Source organism: Enterococcus gilvus ATCC BAA-350 (assembly GCF_000407545.1).
In the GTDB taxonomy this organism is placed as follows: domain Bacteria; phylum Bacillota; class Bacilli; order Lactobacillales; family Enterococcaceae; genus Enterococcus_A; species Enterococcus_A gilvus.
The window spans coordinates 1,832,351-1,851,289 of record NZ_ASWH01000001.1 but is presented as its reverse complement, the minus strand read 5'-3'; the positions used below and the strand labels follow the sequence as shown (position 1 = coordinate 1,851,289).

Below are 18,939 nucleotides of genomic sequence, written 5' to 3'. Positions count from 1 at the left end.
AGCATGGGGAGTGCGATAACAGGGATTTTACTAGCAGTAACCTTTATCATTTTTGTTTTATACGCGATGAAAGGTGGAAACTTAACCGTTGGCTTCTTCGTAATGGCAATTTTGTGGACGATCATCGGAATGGTACCCTTTAACACCGCTGTAAAGGAAATATTTACTGAACCGGTTCTGAATTATGGGAAGACAGCGGCCTATATTATCTTTGGTTCTTGGTTTGGCCGAGTCCTAGTAGATACTGGAATTGCAGGAAGTATCAGTCGGAGAACTGAAAAGGTTGGGAAAAAGAGTCCCGTATTGGCAACAATTCTAATCGCTCTTGTAATCGCTTTAATTTTTACGAGTTCTTACGGTGTTGGGTCAGCCATCGCTGTTGGGGTCATCTTATTTCCGATTATGTTCTCGATAGGCGTACCAAAGAATATTGCCGTTTCGATTTTTACGCTTGCCATTGGTGCTGCAATGTACGTAAACAATGTACTGTTTGTCCAATTTCAGGTGTTCTTTCCTAAAGTAGAATGGGGTCCTCATTATCAGCGCTTCGGCTTCGTTGCAATGGGTGTCCAAATGGTCATCTTGATCTTGTTCATTTTATTTAATGCGAAGAAAATTCGTAACGGGAAACCTGAGATCGTAGAAAGTGATACGGAAGAAGAAATTGTAGATGTTCCAATGTGGACCTACATTTTGCCAGTAATGCCTGTAGCACTAAGTATTTTTGCCAAATGGGATGCCGTACCGGCCCTTCTTCTTTCAACGATTATCGCATTTGCGGCGACTGGAAATATGAAACGCTACAGCAAATTTGTCACGATGATGAACGAAACCGCTAAACATGCGATTAGTGATATTGCAGGATTATTGATCATGTTGTTCGTCTTAACGATGTTCCAATCTGCAGCGGTACATGCGATGTCTGGATTTACCAGCGTTTTCCAAGCAATCATACCTGATAGCAAACTTGTGATGATCATTATTATCGCCATCATCGCTCCGCTATCTTACTTCCGTGGTCCGTTGATGCTTTATGGAGCAGGGGCTGCCACCGCAGCGATCTTAGTTGGAACAGGGATGTTTGACCAATATTTCTTGTATGGGTTACTAGTTGTTCCATCCATGATGGGTGTCTCTGCGTGTATCACGCAATCTTGGAATTTATGGTCTGTACAATACGCGGGATTGGATACAAAAACATTTCTACTCACTGGCTTGCCATGGGCGTGGGCCGCAACGGTATTGAATTTGATTGCTGCGTATATCTTACTTTAACGAAAAAATACATTAAATTGAAAAAGGAGTAGTGAACATGAGTGAATTTTTAACGATTGGTGAACCGATTGCTTTGTTTGGATCAGAGGAAGTAGACAAGTCTTTGAAGGATGCGTGTCATTTTCAAAAATTTTTAGCTGGAGCGGAGGTTAATGTGGCTGTTGGGGTTTCTCGATTAGGACATAGCAGCGAATACATTACACAAGTGGGAAAAGATCCCTTTGGTGAATTTATCATTGACCGTCTGCACGAAAATGAGATCGGTACTGATTATATCTCAGAAAGTGCTGATTTTTGGACAGCTTTTCAATTGAAGGATCGTGTCAGCGAAGGCGATCCAAGTATTTTCTATTTCCGCAAGGGTTCAGCAGCGGCACATTTCGACCAATCCGTATTAGATACGATTGATTTTTCGGATGTTAAGATGGCCCACTTGTCGGGGATTTTCCCGGCGATCTCGAAGGAAGCGCGTGAAGCTTTCCGTTATTTGATCCGTTTATTGGAAAAAAATCACATCCGTACAACTTTTGATCCTAACTTACGCCCTCAACTGTGGGTAAGTACAGAGGAAATGGTAGAAACAATCAATGAACTGGCTGCTCATGCGGAAATTGTTTTGCCTGGCATCAATGAAGGTGAAATTCTGATGGGCAGTCGTGATCCAGAAGCCATTGCAGATTTTTATTTAAACAATGGCGAAGCGACACAAACTGTGATTGTTAAATTAGGAACGGAAGGCGCCTATGTTAAGCAAAAAGACGGCACACAATTCACAGTTCCAGGTTTTAAGGTTGCTAAGGTAGTAGACACAGTCGGTGCAGGAGATGGGTTCGCTGTCGGATTGATTACTGCTTTAATAGAAGAAAAAACGTTGAAGGAAGCAGTAGTGCGAGCAAACGCGATCGGAGCGATGGCAGTCCAATCACCCGGCGATAACGATGGCTACCCAACACAGCAAGAGCTGGAAGCTTTTTTACAACAACAGGAAGTGAACGCATGAAATTACAAGCAGCAATCGACCGTGTTCCGCTAGATGACGCAATTGCATTAGCGAAACAATTAAATGGAAAGACAGATATTTTAGAGATGGGAACATCACTCGTCAAAGATTATGGGAATTTGGCGATTGAGAAATTGAGTGCGGTCTTAACAGAATCGCTTCTACTGGTAGATAGCAAAACTATTGATGAAGGTGCTTATGAGTTTCGTCAGGCTTTTCGTTATGGTGGAGAGATCGTCACTGTGATGGGGGCAGCATCTGTAGATACCTTAAAGGCCTGTTATGACGTAACTCAAAAAGAAAACAAAACAATGATGATCGATTTACTTGAAGTGACCGATGAGAAAATTGAACAGATCAAAGACTTTCCAGAAGCGATCTATGCATTGCATCATTCGGTTGACCGAACAGATCAGTTTGATGCGGCGGCAAGCGTAGAAGCCTTTCGCCAAAAGTATCCGAGTATCAAGCGATTGGCGATCGCTGGCGGAATTGACTTGAAACAGGCTGAAGCTTTGGCTGAGCAGGGGATCATAGAAGTCATTATCGTAGGATCAAAAATAACAAAAGCGGAAGATCCGCTCAAAGCAGTAAATGAATTTATGGGAGCTGTTCACAAATGAAAACAATCAAAACGATTATGGAAGAAATCAACCAAGTAATGGCGTTAGTAGATGAAACGGAATTGGAGGAAGCATTACCGCTGTTTCAAAAAGACAAACGAATCTTTGTCATAGGTGCTGGTCGCAGCGGATTTCAAGCGAAGGGATTTGCGATGCGTTTGATGCATATTGGCTATACGGATTACGTAATGGGGGAAACCATCACTCCTTCTATTCAAAAAGGGGACACGTGGGTTGCGATCTCCGGCTCGGGTACGACAAAGGGAATTGTCGCAGATACAGAAATAGCGAAGAAATTAGGTCTGGATATTGTTGCATTGACTAGCGATAAGAATTCGCCATTAGCCAAGCTTGCAGATCAAGTGATCGTGGTTCCGGGTGCTACAAAAACGGGTGCTGGAATCAGCTCCGTCCAATTATTATCGAGCCTATTTGATCAGACCGTGCACATTACGTTGGATGCCTTGACCTTAAAACTCGCGCAGCGGGACCAAACATCAAATGAAGATGCCCTTCATGAACATGTCAATGTCGAGTAGGTCGATCAAATGAAAAAGGTGGATGTATTAAACCGGATAGAAAAAGCAGGAATCGTTGCAGTGGTTAGAGAAGCATCGGAGGAACAGGCTCTTCAAGCGGCGGAAGCTGTTATTAAAGGCGGGATCAAAGGAATCGAGGTCACATTTTCTGTTCCTCATGCAGATCAAGTGATTGCAGAACTGAAAAAGAATCATGAAGCAGACGCTGCTGTAATTATCGGTGCTGGAACGGTTCTTGAGGCAGTCACAGCGCGCTTAGCGATCTTGGCTGGAGCGGAGTTTATTGTCAGCCCCTGTTTCGATCAAGAGACAGCGGAATTGTGTAATTTGTACCAAATCCCTTACATGCCAGGCTGCATGACAATTACGGAGATGCGACAGGCAATGAGAAGCGGAGCGGAGATCGTCAAATTGTTCCCAGCAACTAGCTTCACGCCACAAATGATTCAATCAGCAAAGGCCCCGTTGCCACAAGTAACCATTATGCCGACTGGCGGAATCAATTTGGATAATTTGTCAGAGTGGAAACAAGCAGGAGCACTCGTTGTGGGTGTGGGCGGCAATTTATTTAAAGGTGTAGCAGCCAGTGATTTTAACTTGGTGACAAAAACTGCGGAGGAATATATGAAAAGATGGGACGAACAATAATCCTCGCTTGAAAATAGTTTTCCTGGGTCCTTCTGGAGACCAGGAAAACTATTTTTTTGTTATATGAAAAGGTGTCTTGACTATTTAATAAAAATTCGCTGTATTTTTATCTAGCAATGAAGAAATTTCTAAAAAATTCCTATCTATTTATTTTGTAAATAAAAATTAATAATTCTGTTTTTTTATTTTTTAGAAACCCTGTAGCGATGAGGTGAAATGTGCTATTATTTATTCAACAAATCATTTTATTCTTTAGGGGAGGAAAATATGAAGAATTTTGCAGAAAATTTGTTAAGGGCAATTGAATCAAAAAAGGAGCGCATGATTGAGATCCGACGTTATTTACATGCGCACCCGGAGTTATCTTTTAAGGAACAGAAGACGGCTGCATACATCACGGATTTTTATCAAGACTTGGAATGTACAGTGAAAAAGAATGTTGGCGGTTACGGGGTGGTCGTGGAGATCGACAGCGGCAAACCAGGGAAAAATCTTGCTTTGCGCGCGGATTTTGACGCATTGCCGATCCAAGAGGAAACGGGGCTCCCGTTTTCATCTGAAAATCCTGGAGTGATGCACGCGTGTGGTCACGATGCTCACACTGCTTACATGTTGATTTTGGCAGAAAGCTTGATTGAGCTGAAGGATCAATTGACAGGAAAAGTAACGATTCTGCATCAACCTGCGGAAGAAACACCACCAGGGGGAGCGATTCAAATGATCAAAGATGGCTGCCTTGAAGGGGTAGATCATGTGATTGGGTGTCATGTGATGTCAGGCTTTGATCTTGGCACGGTCTATTATCATGCCGGTCCTACTCAAACGGGGCGTGCGACCTTCAAATTGAAAGTGCAAGGAAAAGGAAGTCATGGCTCTATGCCTAACGCCGGGATTGATGCGGTTTTAGTCGGCAGCCAAATTGTCGTAAACTTGCAAAGCATCGTAAGTCGTCGCGTGAACCCATTCGATATGACGACATTGACAGTGGGATCTTTTGATGGAAAGGGATCTGCCAATGTCTTAAAGGATGCCGTTTATTTGGAAGGGGACATTCGCATGATGGACGAAGCCAGTCGTCCTATTATCAAAGAGGCCTTCGAGAGTGTCGTCAAAGGGGTTTGCGAAGCTTATGGCGCGACTTTTGATTTGGATTATGCAGATGATTATCCTGTTTTAATGAATGATCAAAAACTGACTGAATTTGTTGCGAATAGTTTACAAGAGCACTCATTTTCTGAATTAAAAGCAGTTGTTGACAGCGGCCCGATCGCTCCATCAGAGGATTTTGCCTATTACTGCCAAGAACGGCCAAGCTGCTTCTTTTATATTGGTGCGACTGGAGAGGGACAAGTTTCTTATCCCCATCACCATCCGAAATTTGATATTGATGAAGACTCTATGCTGATTGCTGCGAAGTCGATGGGAACGATCGTGTCAGATTATTTTGGTCAGGAGAGCTAATATGAAAGAAAAGAAGCTGTTTTATGGATGGAAGGTCGTTTTTGGGTGTGTTTGTATCACCGCGACGATTGTTCCGATGGTTATGTCTTTAGCCAATGTCTACTTATTATCAGTGACCGACGATTTAGGGATTTCTCGTAGTGCATTTACCCTGGTCAACACGATCACGCAATCAATGGGGATCATTTTTTCGCCTTTTGTAGCGAAAAAATTAGCGACAGGAAATTTGAAGAAAATACAAACGATCGCCTTACTGTTTTTCATTGCGGCGTATTTCAGTTTTTCTTTTGCTACTGCGGCATGGCAATTGTACTTGCTGGCGATTGTATTAGGAATTGCGTATACGAGCAGTACCTTGATCCCAGTCAGTATGATCATCACCAACTGGTTTGAAGAAAAGCGCGGCTTAGCGATGAGTATCGCTATGGCGGGGATTGGTCTGGGCGGATTTATTTTCAGCCCGGTACTAAGCTATTTATTAGCAAACTTCGGCTGGCGGGCATCTTACCGGATGATCGCGTTCCTTTTGCTGATCATCACGCTTCCAATTTCATTATTTGTTTTGAAGAAAAGTCCTGCCGAGATGGGCTTAAAGGCTTATGGTGCAAGCAACCTAGCTAGTCCGACAGAAAAAACGGAACAAAAGACGTCATTGAACATCCAACAGTTAATCAAACAACCGATCTTTTTGATGTTGGTTATTGGAATTTTTTGTAATGGGCTGTTGAATTCCGGTTCTTTAGGACAATTTCCTCCTGCTTTAGAAGAAATGCACGGAGTCGTGGTGAAATCTTCCATCATTTCCTTGTATTCGTTGGTAGGGATTTTTGGTAAATTGATTTTAGGCTGGATCGATGATCGCTTTGGTACGGTGAAAAGTACCATTTTCGGTTGTGGATTCATGACGCTGGCATTTATTTTATTGTTAAATGGTCATCAACTGGTGATGATTTATTTAATGGCTTTCTGTTTTGGATTGGGGACTCCGATCGGGACAGTCTCGCCTCCATTGATCACTGCGCGTATTTATGGAAGAGAACACTACGCAGAAGTCTATGGGATCATTAGCAGTATTACCCAAGTCGGATTGACACTTGGCTCATTGATGATCGCCACTATTTATGATCAGACCGGTTCTTATCAACTAGGATGGCAGCTCTTGATTGCGCTGACAGTCATCACAATGGTGACGTGGATTTTCTCTATGAAAATGGCGAGAGGAAAGAGCGGCGTTTTAGAAACAAAATAATTCTTATAGAATGAAGCAACCCTCGAACACAGTCCTTACGTGTTCGAGGGTTGTTTGTTAATCAATTTGAATGACCTTTACGCCCGCATTCCTAATTTCATTTACTATATTTTGCGAAGAAAATTTGTCCGTAATCAAGTAATCAAAAACTGAGATATCAGCGATTTTAAATTTTGAGGTCAATCCAATTTTTCGATGATCCGCAACTAAAATTTTACATTTGATGGTTTTATTGATCATCATTTCATTGATGGTAGATTCGTTTAGGATCTTTGTAGTTACGCCATTTTCTAAACTGACGCCGCTGCAGCCGATCACACAGACATCCGCATTCATCGAAGAAATGGTGTGCAGAGCAATATCTCCAACGAGTGCTTCTTTTGGAAAACGCATTTCCCCACCTGTCAATATGTAGTTGCAGTTGTCTTTATGGGGAGAGTAATTAACTTTTACATTATTTGTCACGACGGTTAAATGATTCGAATGGATAAAATCGAGTGTTTTTAGTGCAGTCGAGCTTGAGTTGATAAACAGAGTGTCGTAATCACTCACATATTTACTAGCTTCTCTGGCGATCGCCTGCTTGATCCGCTCTGGGCCAGACTGATCAAAGTCCGTTTTGTTCTCATAATTGTAGGAACAGTAACCATAGTTTCGAATAATCTCATTTTTTTCTTCCAATAAATTTAAATCTCTTCGAACTGTACTGATGGATACGTCTAAGGCTTTTGCCAATTCATCAGTCGTCATTTGTTCGGTCAATTGCAGTAGTTCCAAAATATTCTTTTGACGTTTATTGATATTGATGAGCGAGTTCTTCATTATTTGACCTCCTAAAGGAATGTTCCGTTGAATAAATGATTGTGTTTAGCGAAAAGTTCATTTAAAATTCTTTAACCGCTTACATTATACTAAGAAAATCATTAAAAATGGATAGAAAATCATATAAACTGTAGAAAGTCATATAAAAGGGTTTTCATAATGTCGAATACGCTTTAAGATTTAATTGTAAGTCATATCAAATTTATGTGAGGAGCAATTATAATGGGCAAAACAGTCAATGACGTAACGAAAGAAAGCTGGGTATTAGATACTTTTCCTGAGTGGGGTACCTATTTAAATGAAGAGATTGAAGCAGAAAAAGTGAAGGAAGGCACCTTCGCAATGTGGTGGTTAGGCTGTACAGGCATCTGGCTAAAGAGTCATGAAGGAACCAATATTCTATGTGATCTGTGGTGTGGCACTGGAAAAAGAAGTCACGGAAACGGCATGATGAAAAAGGGACATCAGATGATGCGCATGAGCGGTGTTCAGAAGATGCAACCAAATTTACGGACACAGCCCTTTGTGATTGATCCATTTGAAGTGAAAAATGTGGACGCGTTGGTAGTGACCCATATTCACTCGGATCACCTTGACATCAATACCGCTGCTGCGGTGCATCAAAATTGTCCAGAGGCTAAATTTGTAGGGCCTAAGGAAGTTGTCAATACGTGGTTAAAATGGGGAATTCCAAAAGAGAAAACGGTGATCGTTAAGCCAGGGGATGAAATCAAGATCAAAGATATCAACGTGGTTGCCTTAGAAGCTTTTGACCGGACCGCTTTGGTTACTTGTGAAGATCCAGAGGTCACTTTAAAAGGAAAGATGCCTCAAGACATGGATGAAATTGCGGTGAACTACTTGTTTGAAACCTCTGGAGGCAGTCTTTATCATGCAGGAGATTCTCACTATTCAAATATGTTCGCGAAGCATGGGAACGAGCATAAAATTGATGTTTGTTTGGGAGCCTACGGGGAGAATCCAAGAGGTATCACGGATAAGGTAACGTCGGTCGACATGCTGCGGATGGCGGAATCTTTAAATGCGAAGGTAGTTATTCCTGTTCATTATGATATCTGGGCGAACTTCATGGCCGATCCAAAAGAAATAACAGAAATTTGGAAATTTAAAAAGGATCGATTGAAGTACGCGTTTAAACCGTACATTTGGCAAGTAGGAGGCAAGTTTACGTATCCGACAAATAAAGATGATCTTGAATTTAATTTCTATCGCGGCTTTGAAGATGCCTTTTCTGTAGAAAATGACACCCCATTCCCATCATTCTTATAAAAAGAAAGGAGACTCTCATGCTTAACTATTTTTATGACAACGGATTGATCAACTATTCCGACAAAGAGATCACGGATTGGCGAGAAGCGATTGCGGAAAGCTGCCAATTATTATTGGATAAAAAAATCATCGATCAAACGTACGTAGACGAAATCATTCGATGTGTCGAAGAACATGGGCCGTACATTGTTATTGTGCCAGAGGTCGCTATGCCGCATTCCTCGGAAGAAAGCGAAGGCGTCTTCGGAACAGCGATCTCATTTACGAAAATGAAGCATTCGGTGTCCTTTGAAAGTGCCGACGAAGAAAAATCTGCGGTCTTATTTTTCACTTTAGCAGCCAAAAATCCAGAAGAGCATATGGAAAACATTCAAAATTTGTCTGAATTATTGATGACGGAAGGGCTGATCGAACGGTTAGCAGAAACACAATCAATCGAGGAGTACAAAGCTGTGATGAAAGAGTTTAACGTATAGGAGGAAAAAGGAATGGGTGACTTTTTGTTAAGTATTTGGACATATTTTGCGACAAACATTTTGACACAGCCGGCGTACCTGATTGGATTTATCGTGTTGCTGGGGTACATTTTGTTAAAACGGCCATTGTATGAATGTGTCGCGGGTTTTCTGAAGGCGACCGTTGGGTACTTTATTTTGACGGTTGGTTCAGGCGGCTTAGTAAACAACTTCCGACCAATCTTAGTTGGATTAAAAGAACGGTTTAACTTGAATGCGATGGTAACCGATCCCTATTTCGGACAAAATGCGGTGGATGCTGGATTGATGGAAACCTTTGGTCGAACCTTTGGCGATGTCATGATTCTGCTATTGATCGCCTTTGTCATGAATATTTTGCTGGTTCGTTTCCAGAAATACACGAAGCTGCGTTCTGTTTTTACGACAGGAAATGTGCAGATTCAACAGTCGGCGACAGCCTTTTGGATTCTCCTGTTTTGCTTTCCTGATTTAGGCAGAGTGCAGGTATTGATTTTCATGGGATTGATCCTAGGCTGTTATTGGGCAGTCGCTTCCAATTTAACTGTAGGAATTACGCAGGAGCTGACCGAGGGCGCGGGTTTTGCCGTTGCCCATCAGCAAATGTTTGGAATTTTCATCTTCGCAAAATTAGCGGAGTGGATGAAGAAACGCGATGAAAAGAAACACAAGTCTGAAAAAATGGACAAAAAACTTGAGGATATCGAACTGCCAGGGTTCTTATCGATATTCAATGAGAACATGGTGGCGACTTCGTTACTGATGCTGTTCTTCTTTGGAATCATTCTATTAGTATTAGGTCAGGATTACCTTGTACAGGCGAAGTTTATGGAGGAAGGGCAAAGTTTCTTATTTTACATTATGACAACCTCGCTGAATTTCGCCGTGTATCTAGCGATTTTACAATTAGGCGTGCGGACCTTCGTGGACGAATTGACACAGTCTTTCCAAGGGATATCCAATACGATCTTACCTGGTGCGGTGCCTGGGATCGACGTGGCTGCGACCTTTGGGTTTGGTTCGCCAAACGCTGTAACGATCGGCTTCCTGTTTGGTGCTTTAGGACAATTCTTAATGATCGGGTTATTGATCTTATTAAAATCACCAACGATCGTCATTGCCGGATTTATTCCATTGTTCTTTGACAATGCGGTCATTGCCGTCTTTGCGAATAACCGCGGCGGATTTAAAGCGGCTTGTCTATTTCCCTTCTTATCAGGGATTATCCAAGTGGGGGGGTCGGCATTATTTGCCACATGGATCGGTATGTCAAAATACGGCGGCTACATTGGAATGTTCGACTGGGCAACTGCTTGGCCGGTGTTCGCCGTGATCATGAAGGTTCTCGGATATGTTGGAATCGCAGTGGTAGTAATTGGGCTCCTGATCATTCCGCAATTGCAATACCGCAAGAATCCAGATGGCTACTTCATGATCGTAGAGGATTACGAACAGTATGCAGAAAAATACCAAGAACAACAGTAATTAGTTAAGACAAATAAGGAGGAAAATATAATGAGAATATTAGTATCTTGCGCGAATGGCTCTGGAACAAGCTTGATGATGATGAGAAGTGTGGAAAAGGCGATGAAGGAATTAAGTGTCCCTATTACAAAAATCCACCATTGTGCGATCTCAGAAGGAAAAAGCTCTGCAACGCAATACGATGTGGTTTTTACACCTGTAAACTTTCTTAATATGTTCACTCAAGCGGAGAAAAAGGGCGTGACGGTTATCGGCATCAAAAATGTCATGTCAGCGAAGGAAATTGGTGAAAAATTTTCGGAATCAGCATTGTATCAAAAAACTAAGTAAAAGAGGAATTCAAGATGAGCAGACCGAACTTACAGATTGCATTGGATCATAACGATTTGGAACATGCGTTGGCGGACGTTTTTAATGTTGGCGCGATCGTTGATATTATTGAAGTGGGAACGATTTTGTGTTTACAGGAAGGGCAAAAAGCCATTCGCTGCATTCGCGGGATGTACCCTGAAAAGAAATTAGTCGCGGATACGAAATGTGCGGATGCTGGCGGAACCGTGGCGAAAAATGTCGCGGATGCAGGTGCGGATTTCATGACAGTGATTTGCTGCGCGACGATCCCGACAATGGAGGCCGCAAAAAAAGAAGTAGAAGAATTGCAAGTTGAATTGTATGGTGATTGGACCTATGAACAAGCAGCGGCGTGGCGTGAGATCGGCATCAAACAAGCGATCTACCATCAAAGTCGGGATGCCTTACTCTCTGGTGAAACCTGGGGAGAGAAGGATTTATCCAAAGTAAAAAAACTGATCGACATGGGATTTAACGTTTCTGTTACTGGCGGATTGGATGTGGATACCTTGAAGTTGTTTGAGGGGATCGATGTTTATACCTTTATTACAGGTCGTGGCATTACCGCAGCGAATGATCCAGTGCAGGCCGCTCAAGACTTCAAAGATGAGATCATTCGTATTTGGGGGCAATAATATGGCTCAAATCGGTATTTATGAGAAAGCTTTGCCTAAGGATCTTTCATGGAAAGAACGGTTTGCCTTGGTGAAGGACATGGGGTTTGATTTTATTGAGCTGTCGATCGATGAGACTGACGAACGGTTGGCGCGTTTAAATTGGACTGAAAAGGAAATCCAAACGCTGAGAAATGAGATGTTCGAAGCGGATGTTCGAATCAACTCTATTTGTTTAAGCGCCCATCGCCGCTTCCCCTTTGGTTCCCGTGATTTGGAAAAACAGCGAATGGCTCACGAGATCATGCAAAAAGCGATTCATCTGGCGCATCAATTGAGTATCAAAGTGATCCAAGTTGCTGGTTATGATGTCTATTATGAAGAAAAGTCAATGAATTCGAGGGAAGATTTCATTGCAGGAATGAAGGAAAGTGTGAAGGAAGCTTCTAAATACGGCATCATTCTCTCCATCGAGATCATGGATGATCCTTTTATGAATTCTATTTCAAAATTTCTAGAAATCAAAAAGCAGATCCACTCGCCTTATCTGCAAGTCTATCCCGATCTGGGGAACCTGTCGGCTTGGCCGGAAAATGATCCAGCGCACGAGTTGGAAAAGGGAATCGACTGCATCACGTCGATCCATTTAAAGGATACGTACCCTGTAACGGAGGAATCCACTGGGCAATTTCGAGATGTTCCCTTTGGCAAAGGCTGTGTTGATTTTCTCGGATTGTTAAGAAATCTAAAACGATTGGATTATGACGGGACCTTTTTGATCGAGATGTGGAGTGAAAAAAGCCAAGATTTTCGAGCTGAGATCCAACAGGCAAAAGCCTATCTATATTCAAAACTAAAGGAGGCAGGGTATGATGTCGCGTGAAGAAATAATCAACGCAATGAAGCAACGCGTTTTTGAAGCGAATGTGGAACTGCCTCAATACGGGCTAGTGAAGCTGACGTGGGGCAATGTCAGTGAAATCAATCGTGAGTTGGGCGTTATCGTTATCAAGCCCAGCGGTGTAAAGTACGAAAACATGCAGGCTGATCAAATGGTCGTAACAGATTTAGCAGGAAAGGTGCTTGATGCCCAGAGCTTAAATCCATCATCCGACTTGCCGACCCACGTCGTCTTGTATCAGGCTTTCGAGGAAGTGAAGGCGATCGTTCATACACATTCGACCCATTCGGTGATGTGGGCGCAAGCGGGACGTGACTTGCCTGCATACGGCACGACACACGCAGATGCTTTTTATGGAACCATCCCCTGTACACGCCAGTTAACGGAGACTGAAGTCAAAGAGGCTTATGAAATCAATACGGGACATGTGATCGTTGAAACCTTTAACGAGAGAAAGCTGAAGGCAAGCGAAGTGCCGGGTGTCTTGGTGTATGGGCATGGACCATTTACGTGGGGTGAGTCGCCAATGAAAGCAGTCGAAAATAGCTTGATCTTAGATGAGATTTGTTTGATGGCGAAAGAAAATGAGCAGATCAATCCCGATATTTGTGAGATTCCTCAATATTTATTAGACAAACATTATTACCGTAAACACGGTGCCCACGCCTATTATGGACAAGGGTGATCCTTGAAAAAATGCACAAATCAGGATAATGAAAAAGAAAGTCAAAAGGTGAAATACTTTCCATTTGAAAAGTATTTCTTGATTTGACTTTCTTTTTGTATTGTTTTTTTGCTAAATACTTTCCAAATGAAACGTCATTTGTCTTCGAAAAGTTTTTTGAACAGGCGTTGCTCTCTCTTTTCGCTCAAGCGATAAAAGACATTAAAAACACTGATCGCTAAGACAAACACAACCGCGATGACCAGTCCCCATACAGAGAGATGTGGGAAAAATTGTTCTATCAGCGCATGAGTCGCTGCGATTCCTCCCAATAGTCCTGCCAAGGAGACAAAAAACCAGGCGGTTGCTCGATCGAAAAAGAGCAGCATTTGCTTCATTTGCTGCTGACTGAGTGCGGCATGACGCATGATGGTCAGTGCACGTTTTTTTTCTAAGGATAGTTTCCAAAGCGGCAGCAGCCAATACCAGGGTGAGACTTTTTTATAGTCTGAATTTTGTTCCGTAAGAATGTCGATCGTATTCGCTTGTTCCTTCATTTCAAGACATCCCTGAAAAAGTGGAAACGTAAAAAGCAGCCAGTTGCCAAAAAAAGAAAAGAATAGCATTAAATTGTCCATTTGCAACACCTCCTAGCAAGGGCAACTATTATTCATAAAGAATGCTGTCCTTATAGATACCGTCACCCCAGATCTCGGCTTCCGAAAGAGTCGTTTCAATCAGCTCGATGGGTTGCTGGTTCACTAAAATCATGGCGCAGCGGTAATCAGCGAAGGGCTGGTACAAAGGCATTAAGATTGTTTGTCCGACCAATGCTTTGTCAATATCGCTGACTTTGAATGCGACATGGGGTTCCTTTTGGATCAAGGGGTCAAGAGTAGAATTTGGTCCGAAAGCATGTAGCTCAATCGGTAAAGAGAGGTCATTCTTTTTATCCAAAGAGTACATATCAAAGAGCGGACTGTATTTTACATCCGGGTGGTTCTTAAGTTGTTCCAGAGGGACAGGTTTTCCAATATGGTGAAAAGATAAGTGAGCATCGTTCATTGTCATTCCTCATTTCTTGAAAAATAGTGTACCAGAAGACGGAGAAATAGAAAAAGGATAACCAATCGCATCTAAGGAATCACCATTGACAAGCAGCCGCTTCTTTGCTATTTTTATAACAATCGATGAAACGCAGTGAGAAAGAAAGTAGAGTAATTACATTTGCCAAAGAGAGTTCCCGTCTGGTGAAAGGGAATGCAGATTGATTAGTTGAAAATGGCTTTTGAGCGGATTTCCCGAACGTTTAAGGGAATACGGATGCCCCCGTTAGCAAGGCACAGTCTCCGAAATCTCTATTTTGGGTACTGATTGAGGTAAAGTCTGCGAGGATTTTACGTATAAAGGTGGTAACGCATGTTAAATGCCCTTAGCAATTTTTTGCTGAGGGTATTTTTTTGTGTCTGCACTCAAGCGATTGCGTGGATTCGAGGAACAATGTTTAAAAAATCAAGTTGGAAGGTGGAAAAGTTATGGCAGGTTTTTTAGTAGTTCAAACGGATTTTGGTTTGCAGGATGGTGCGGTGAACGCAATGTACGGGGTGGCGTATCAAGTGGAGGCCTCATTGACGATCAACAATTTAACCCATGAGATCGAGCCCTATAATATCCACGATGCAAGCTACCGGTTGTTACAGGCAGTGACCTACTGGCCGGCAGGAACGGTTTTTGTGTCAGTGGTTGATCCTGGTGTGGGCTCAACGCGACGCAGTGTGGTTGCAGAATTGCAGGGGGGACAATATGTGATTACCCCTGACAATGGCACATTGACCTATCTGGCACAATATGTGGGAATCAAAGAAGTCCGTCAAATTGATGAGGAAACGCAGCGTTTGCCGGGATCATCAGAAAGCCACACATTCCATGGGCGTGATGTCTATGTTTACAATGGCGCACGACTTGCCAGCGGAAAAGTACGATTCACAGAATTGGGTTCGATTATTCCAACGAATGAGCTCGTAACGTTCCCATTGATCGCACCGATGCAGAATGAAAATAAGATCGCTGGGACGATCGATATCACAGATATTCGTTTTGGCTCGCTATGGACGAACATTCCCGTGGACTTTTTCAAAAAATGGCATGTTGAATATGGACAAAGCCTGCTAGTAAAAATATACTATCAAGGTGTGGTGCGTTATCAAGATGACGTCGTCTTCGGACGGTCCTTCGCACAAGTGGCGCCAAAAGAAGCGGTATTGTATATCAATTCATTATTAAATGTAGGGTTAGGGATCAATTTGGATTCATTTTCTACAGTGTACAAGATCGGAACGGGGAATGATTGGACGATCGAGTTCACGAAGATTCAGCAATCATAAATGCAGCATGTTGTAGTTTAATAGAAGAAAAAAATAAGAGTAACAAAAAGGAGTAGGACAAATGAATAATAAATTTACAGTAAAACACATTGTCGCGATTGGTATTGGTGCAGCAGTCTTCTTTATTTTGAAGCGTTTCGTGACGATTCCAACAGGTATTCCAAATACAGACATTGCAACAGCATACCCATTTTTGGCTTTGTTGGGTGTCGTATATGGTCCGGTCGTAGCTGGTCTGGCCGGCTTTATCGGACACGCATTGGGTGATTTGACCACTTACGGTGCTTGGTGGTCTTGGATCGTGGCGTCAGGAGTCCTTGGCGTTTTCTTCGGTCTGCTTGCGAAGCGTATCCCGATCGAACAAGGAATATTTGGCAAGAAGCAAGTCACGACATTTTTAATCGGAGAAACGATTGCTAATTTGATCACCTGGATCATCATTGCACCGATCGGAGATATTCTGATCTACGCGGAAGCACCGAGCAAGGTCTTTACTCAAGGCGTCGTAGCGGGAATCACGAACTCCGTGGTTACAGGGATCATCGGATTTATTTTATTGAAGGCTTACGCACAGACGAAAACGAAAAAGGGCAGTCTGAATAAAGAAGCCTAGAACGTGAGGGCATAGAATGATCGAGTTTCGTGAGTTTACATTTCAATATGATAGTCAAGCAGAGCCGACATTGAAAACTATCAATCTGACCATCGAACAAGGGGAAAAAGTGTTGATCATGGGTCCAAGCGGTTCTGGGAAATCAACGTTAGGAAAATGCTTGAATGGGATCATTCCGCAGAATGAGAAAGGGAGCTTCACTGGAAGTTTGACGATCAACGGCAAGACCTTCAGTGAGGCGTCGATCTATGACCTTTCGTTAGATGTGGGAACAGTATTGCAAGATACCGATAGTCAGTTTGTCGGCCTGACCGTCGCAGAAGACATCGCGTTTTCTTTGGAGAATGAGATGGTAGCGCAAGTAGATATGCGAAAGGCCGTTAATTATTGGGCTGAAAAAACCGATCTGGCGACACAACTGGAAAAACGGCCGCAGTATCTTTCTGGTGGACAGAAGCAGCGCGTAACGATGGCGGGGGTTCTGATCGATGAAACGCCGATCCTGCTGTTTGATGAACCTTTAGCCAATCTTGATCCTCAGACTGGGTATGAGGCGATCCAAATGATCGATCAATTGTACCAATCGCAAAAATTTACCACGATCATTATTGAGCATCGGCTAGAAGAAGTATTGGCCGCGCCCATTGATCGAGTGATTTTGATGGATGAGGGGACGATCATTGCGGATATGGCACCGACCGATTTGTTGAAGAGCGATCTTCTGGCAGCCTATGGCATCCGCGAACCTTTGTATATCACAGCGTTAAAACGAGCGGGGATCTCGCTTGCAGATATTCCAGATTTAACACAAGTGGATCAATTGGTCTCACCGGAAATCTCCGCGGCTTTAGCACGATCACGGGGAACATTCAAGGAAGCTTTGCAAAAAGAGCAGCCGCTGCTGTCATTAAAGCAGGTTTCTTTTGGTTTCGGGCAGGAGCCTGTCATCAAGATGATCGATGTTACCCTTTACGAAGGAGAGATGGTCAGCTTAGTCGGACACAACGGTGCGGGAAAATCCACATTGTCTAATTTGATCACAGGATTCTACCCATTGCAGACGGGGGAATTGCTTTGGAAGGGTGAGTCGATCGCGAAGGAGAGTATCAAAGAGCGGGCGGATAAAATCGGCTACGTTCTGCAAAACAGCAATCAAATGCTGTCTAAGAACATGATTTTTGAAGAAGTCGCTTTGGGGCTGGAAAATCGTGGAGTTGACCCCGAGCGTATCCAAGAAAAAGTCTTTGATACATTAAAGGTCTGCGGACTTTATGAATTTCGCAATTGGCCGGTCTCAGCTTTGAGCCATGGACAAAAACGACGTGTGGCAATCGCCGCAATTTTAGTGCTGGAGCCTGAATTGCTGATTCTCGATGAACCTACAGCGGGGCAAGATTATTACCATTACAATGAAATGATGCTGTTTTTGCGCAAATTAAACCAACGAGGGATCACTATTCTGATGATCACTCACGATATGCATTTGATGCTGGAGCACACTGAAAGAACCCTTGTTTTGAAAGAAGGGCAGATTCTCGCAGACGAAACACCTGCAATGGTATTGTCTTCGGCGGATTTAGTGGCTTCTGCCAGTTTGCGCGAGACGAGCCTGTATCGTTTGGCTGAAAATAATCAGCTGCCGGATGCCACAGGGTTCGTGTCAGCATTTATCCAACATGAGGAGGGACCTTATGGCGGACAGTAATCTAATCGGCTATTTGCCGAAACATACACCGATCCACCAACTGAGCGGCTTTACGAAATTGCTGTGCTTCTTGATGATCTCAGTGGTAGGAATGATTTCCTATGACACGCGATTTTTACTTGTATTGGCGGTCTTTTCCGTCATTCTGTTCCGAACAGCAAAAATCAGTTATCGAGAGATCTCATTCGTCGTGAAATTCATCGCGTTCTTCTCCATCTTGAATTTGTTGACCGTTTATCTGTTCGCGCCGGAATATGGGGTAACGATCTACGGAACGCGCCACGTGATTTTTGAAGGCATTGGCAGGTACACGCTCACGCAAGAGCAATTGTTTTATGAATTCAATTTGCTGATAAAATATTTTGTAACGATTCCGCCGGGTCTGATATTCATTTTGACCACAAATCCTAGTGAGTTGGCATCCAGTATTCATCGGGTGGGCGGTTCTTACAAGATCGCATACGCTTTTTCCTTGGCGTTACGCTACATTCCAGACATCCAAGAAGATTTCCGAACGATCTCAAAAGCGCAACAGGCTCGAGGAAACGAACTTTCCAAGAAAGCGTCATTGATGAAACGTGTCCGAGGGAGTTTAACGATCGCGATTCCATTGATTTTTTCAAGTCTGGAACGAATCGAGACGATTTCTTCTGCGATGGAGCTTCGACGCTTCGGAAAGAAAAAGGGACGAACCTGGCTATTGGCTAAGCCATTGAAGCGCAAGGACTACATCGCCTTGTTCCTCGTGCTTCTGCTCTGTTCAGCGGGTATTTTATTATTAATAGTCAATGGAGGACGGTTTTATAATCCGTTTCGCTAAA

21 protein-coding genes and 1 other annotated feature are annotated in these 18,939 nt (G+C 43.1%); of the genes, 18 read left to right on the top strand and 3 right to left on the bottom strand.

Annotation, left to right across the window (positions count from 1 at the left end; genetic code table 11):
- The first annotated feature begins 3 nt into the window (after positions 1–3).
- From I592_RS09100 to I592_RS09070, 7 genes are all read left to right on the top strand, one after another.
- Entirely contained in the window at positions 4–1,275 is a 1,272-nt protein-coding gene (locus I592_RS09100) for a hypothetical protein (RefSeq protein ID WP_010780505.1), read from the top strand.
- Positions 1,276–1,312: 37 nt separating this feature from the next.
- Complete coding sequence (locus tag I592_RS09095) at positions 1,313–2,275, top strand: sugar kinase (protein ID WP_010780506.1); 963 nt, start codon at positions 1,313–1,315, stop codon at positions 2,273–2,275.
- On the top strand, positions 2,272–2,898 hold the full coding sequence (locus I592_RS09090; protein ID WP_010780507.1) for an orotidine 5'-phosphate decarboxylase / HUMPS family protein: 627 nt from the start codon (positions 2,272–2,274) through the stop codon (positions 2,896–2,898). Before I592_RS09095 ends, I592_RS09090 begins: the two co-directional genes overlap by 4 nt.
- A complete protein-coding gene (gene hxlB / locus I592_RS09085; RefSeq protein WP_010780508.1) occupies positions 2,895–3,437 on the top strand; it encodes a 6-phospho-3-hexuloisomerase in 543 nt (180 codons plus the stop codon). The genes I592_RS09090 and hxlB overlap by 4 nt, the downstream gene beginning before the upstream one ends.
- 9 nt (positions 3,438–3,446) lie before the next feature.
- Positions 3,447–4,085, top strand: a complete 639-nt coding sequence (locus I592_RS09080; RefSeq protein WP_010780509.1) for a bifunctional 2-keto-4-hydroxyglutarate aldolase/2-keto-3-deoxy-6-phosphogluconate aldolase — start codon at positions 3,447–3,449, stop codon at positions 4,083–4,085.
- Positions 4,086–4,352: 267 nt separating this feature from the next.
- Positions 4,353–5,546 (top strand): M20 family metallopeptidase, encoded by a 1,194-nt coding sequence (locus I592_RS09075; RefSeq protein ID WP_010780510.1) that lies wholly within the window; start codon positions 4,353–4,355, stop codon positions 5,544–5,546.
- A 1-nt stretch (position 5,547) separates the two neighbouring features.
- Positions 5,548–6,795 (top strand): MFS transporter, encoded by a 1,248-nt coding sequence (locus I592_RS09070; RefSeq protein ID WP_010780511.1) that lies wholly within the window; start codon positions 5,548–5,550, stop codon positions 6,793–6,795.
- Between the two features lie 57 nt (positions 6,796–6,852).
- Here the strand turns inward: I592_RS09070 and I592_RS09065 are convergent, their stop codons facing one another.
- Positions 6,853–7,617 carry a DeoR/GlpR family DNA-binding transcription regulator gene (locus tag I592_RS09065; RefSeq protein ID WP_010780512.1) on the bottom strand — a complete coding sequence of 255 codons (765 nt, stop codon included), beginning with the start codon at positions 7,615–7,617 and terminating at the stop codon, positions 6,853–6,855.
- A gap of 222 nt (positions 7,618–7,839) precedes the next feature.
- Here I592_RS09065 and ulaG point away from each other — a divergent pair, with 222 nt between their 5' ends.
- Genes ulaG through I592_RS09030 form a run of 7 tightly spaced genes read left to right on the top strand, consistent with a single transcriptional unit; the run spans position 7,840 to position 13,437 of the window.
- Positions 7,840–8,907 carry an L-ascorbate 6-phosphate lactonase gene (gene ulaG / locus I592_RS09060; RefSeq protein ID WP_010780513.1) on the top strand — a complete coding sequence of 356 codons (1,068 nt, stop codon included), beginning with the start codon at positions 7,840–7,842 and terminating at the stop codon, positions 8,905–8,907.
- Between the two features lie 17 nt (positions 8,908–8,924).
- Positions 8,925–9,383, top strand: coding sequence for a PTS sugar transporter subunit IIA (locus tag I592_RS09055; protein WP_010780514.1), 459 nt, complete (start codon positions 8,925–8,927; stop codon positions 9,381–9,383).
- Positions 9,384–9,395: 12 nt separating this feature from the next.
- Positions 9,396–10,886 carry a PTS ascorbate transporter subunit IIC gene (locus I592_RS09050; RefSeq protein ID WP_010780515.1) on the top strand — a complete coding sequence of 497 codons (1,491 nt, stop codon included), beginning with the start codon at positions 9,396–9,398 and terminating at the stop codon, positions 10,884–10,886.
- Positions 10,887–10,916: 30 nt separating this feature from the next.
- A complete protein-coding gene (locus I592_RS09045; protein WP_010780516.1) occupies positions 10,917–11,216 on the top strand; it encodes a PTS sugar transporter subunit IIB in 300 nt (99 codons plus the stop codon).
- A gap of 14 nt (positions 11,217–11,230) precedes the next feature.
- On the top strand, positions 11,231–11,872 hold the full coding sequence (locus tag I592_RS09040; RefSeq protein WP_010780517.1) for a 3-keto-L-gulonate-6-phosphate decarboxylase UlaD: 642 nt from the start codon (positions 11,231–11,233) through the stop codon (positions 11,870–11,872).
- Between the two features lies 1 nt (position 11,873).
- Positions 11,874–12,734, top strand: coding sequence for an L-ribulose-5-phosphate 3-epimerase (locus I592_RS09035; protein WP_010780518.1), 861 nt, complete (start codon positions 11,874–11,876; stop codon positions 12,732–12,734).
- Positions 12,724–13,437 (top strand): L-ribulose-5-phosphate 4-epimerase, encoded by a 714-nt coding sequence (locus I592_RS09030; protein WP_010780519.1) that lies wholly within the window; start codon positions 12,724–12,726, stop codon positions 13,435–13,437. Before I592_RS09035 ends, I592_RS09030 begins: the two co-directional genes overlap by 11 nt.
- A gap of 134 nt (positions 13,438–13,571) precedes the next feature.
- On the opposite strand, the gene I592_RS09025 is transcribed toward I592_RS09030, so the two are convergent.
- Positions 13,572–14,054 carry a hypothetical protein gene (locus I592_RS09025; protein ID WP_010780520.1) on the bottom strand — a complete coding sequence of 161 codons (483 nt, stop codon included), beginning with the start codon at positions 14,052–14,054 and terminating at the stop codon, positions 13,572–13,574.
- Positions 14,055–14,082: 28 nt separating this feature from the next.
- Positions 14,083–14,481: a hypothetical protein gene (locus I592_RS09020; protein ID WP_010780521.1), complete on the bottom strand. Its 399-nt coding sequence runs from the start codon at positions 14,479–14,481 to the stop codon at positions 14,083–14,085.
- 126 nt (positions 14,482–14,607) lie between these two features.
- Positions 14,608–14,853: a binding site (T-box leader), on the top strand.
- A 98-nt stretch (positions 14,854–14,951) separates the two neighbouring features.
- Here I592_RS09020 and I592_RS09015 point away from each other — a divergent pair.
- The 4 genes from I592_RS09015 (at position 14,952) to I592_RS09000 (ending at position 18,938) form a co-directional block, all read left to right on the top strand.
- A complete protein-coding gene (locus I592_RS09015; RefSeq protein ID WP_010780522.1) occupies positions 14,952–15,800 on the top strand; it encodes an SAM hydrolase/SAM-dependent halogenase family protein in 849 nt (282 codons plus the stop codon).
- Between the two features lie 61 nt (positions 15,801–15,861).
- The gene (locus I592_RS09010) at positions 15,862–16,413 is read left to right on the top strand and encodes an ECF-type riboflavin transporter substrate-binding protein (RefSeq protein WP_010780523.1); all 552 of its coding nucleotides are present in this window, start codon (positions 15,862–15,864) and stop codon (positions 16,411–16,413) included.
- A gap of 16 nt (positions 16,414–16,429) precedes the next feature.
- Positions 16,430–18,118: an ABC transporter ATP-binding protein gene (locus I592_RS09005; protein WP_010780524.1), complete on the top strand. Its 1,689-nt coding sequence runs from the start codon at positions 16,430–16,432 to the stop codon at positions 18,116–18,118.
- Positions 18,105–18,938 carry an energy-coupling factor transporter transmembrane component T family protein gene (locus I592_RS09000; protein WP_010780525.1) on the top strand — a complete coding sequence of 278 codons (834 nt, stop codon included), beginning with the start codon at positions 18,105–18,107 and terminating at the stop codon, positions 18,936–18,938. Before I592_RS09005 ends, I592_RS09000 begins: the two co-directional genes overlap by 14 nt.
- Position 18,939 lies beyond the last annotated feature (1 nt).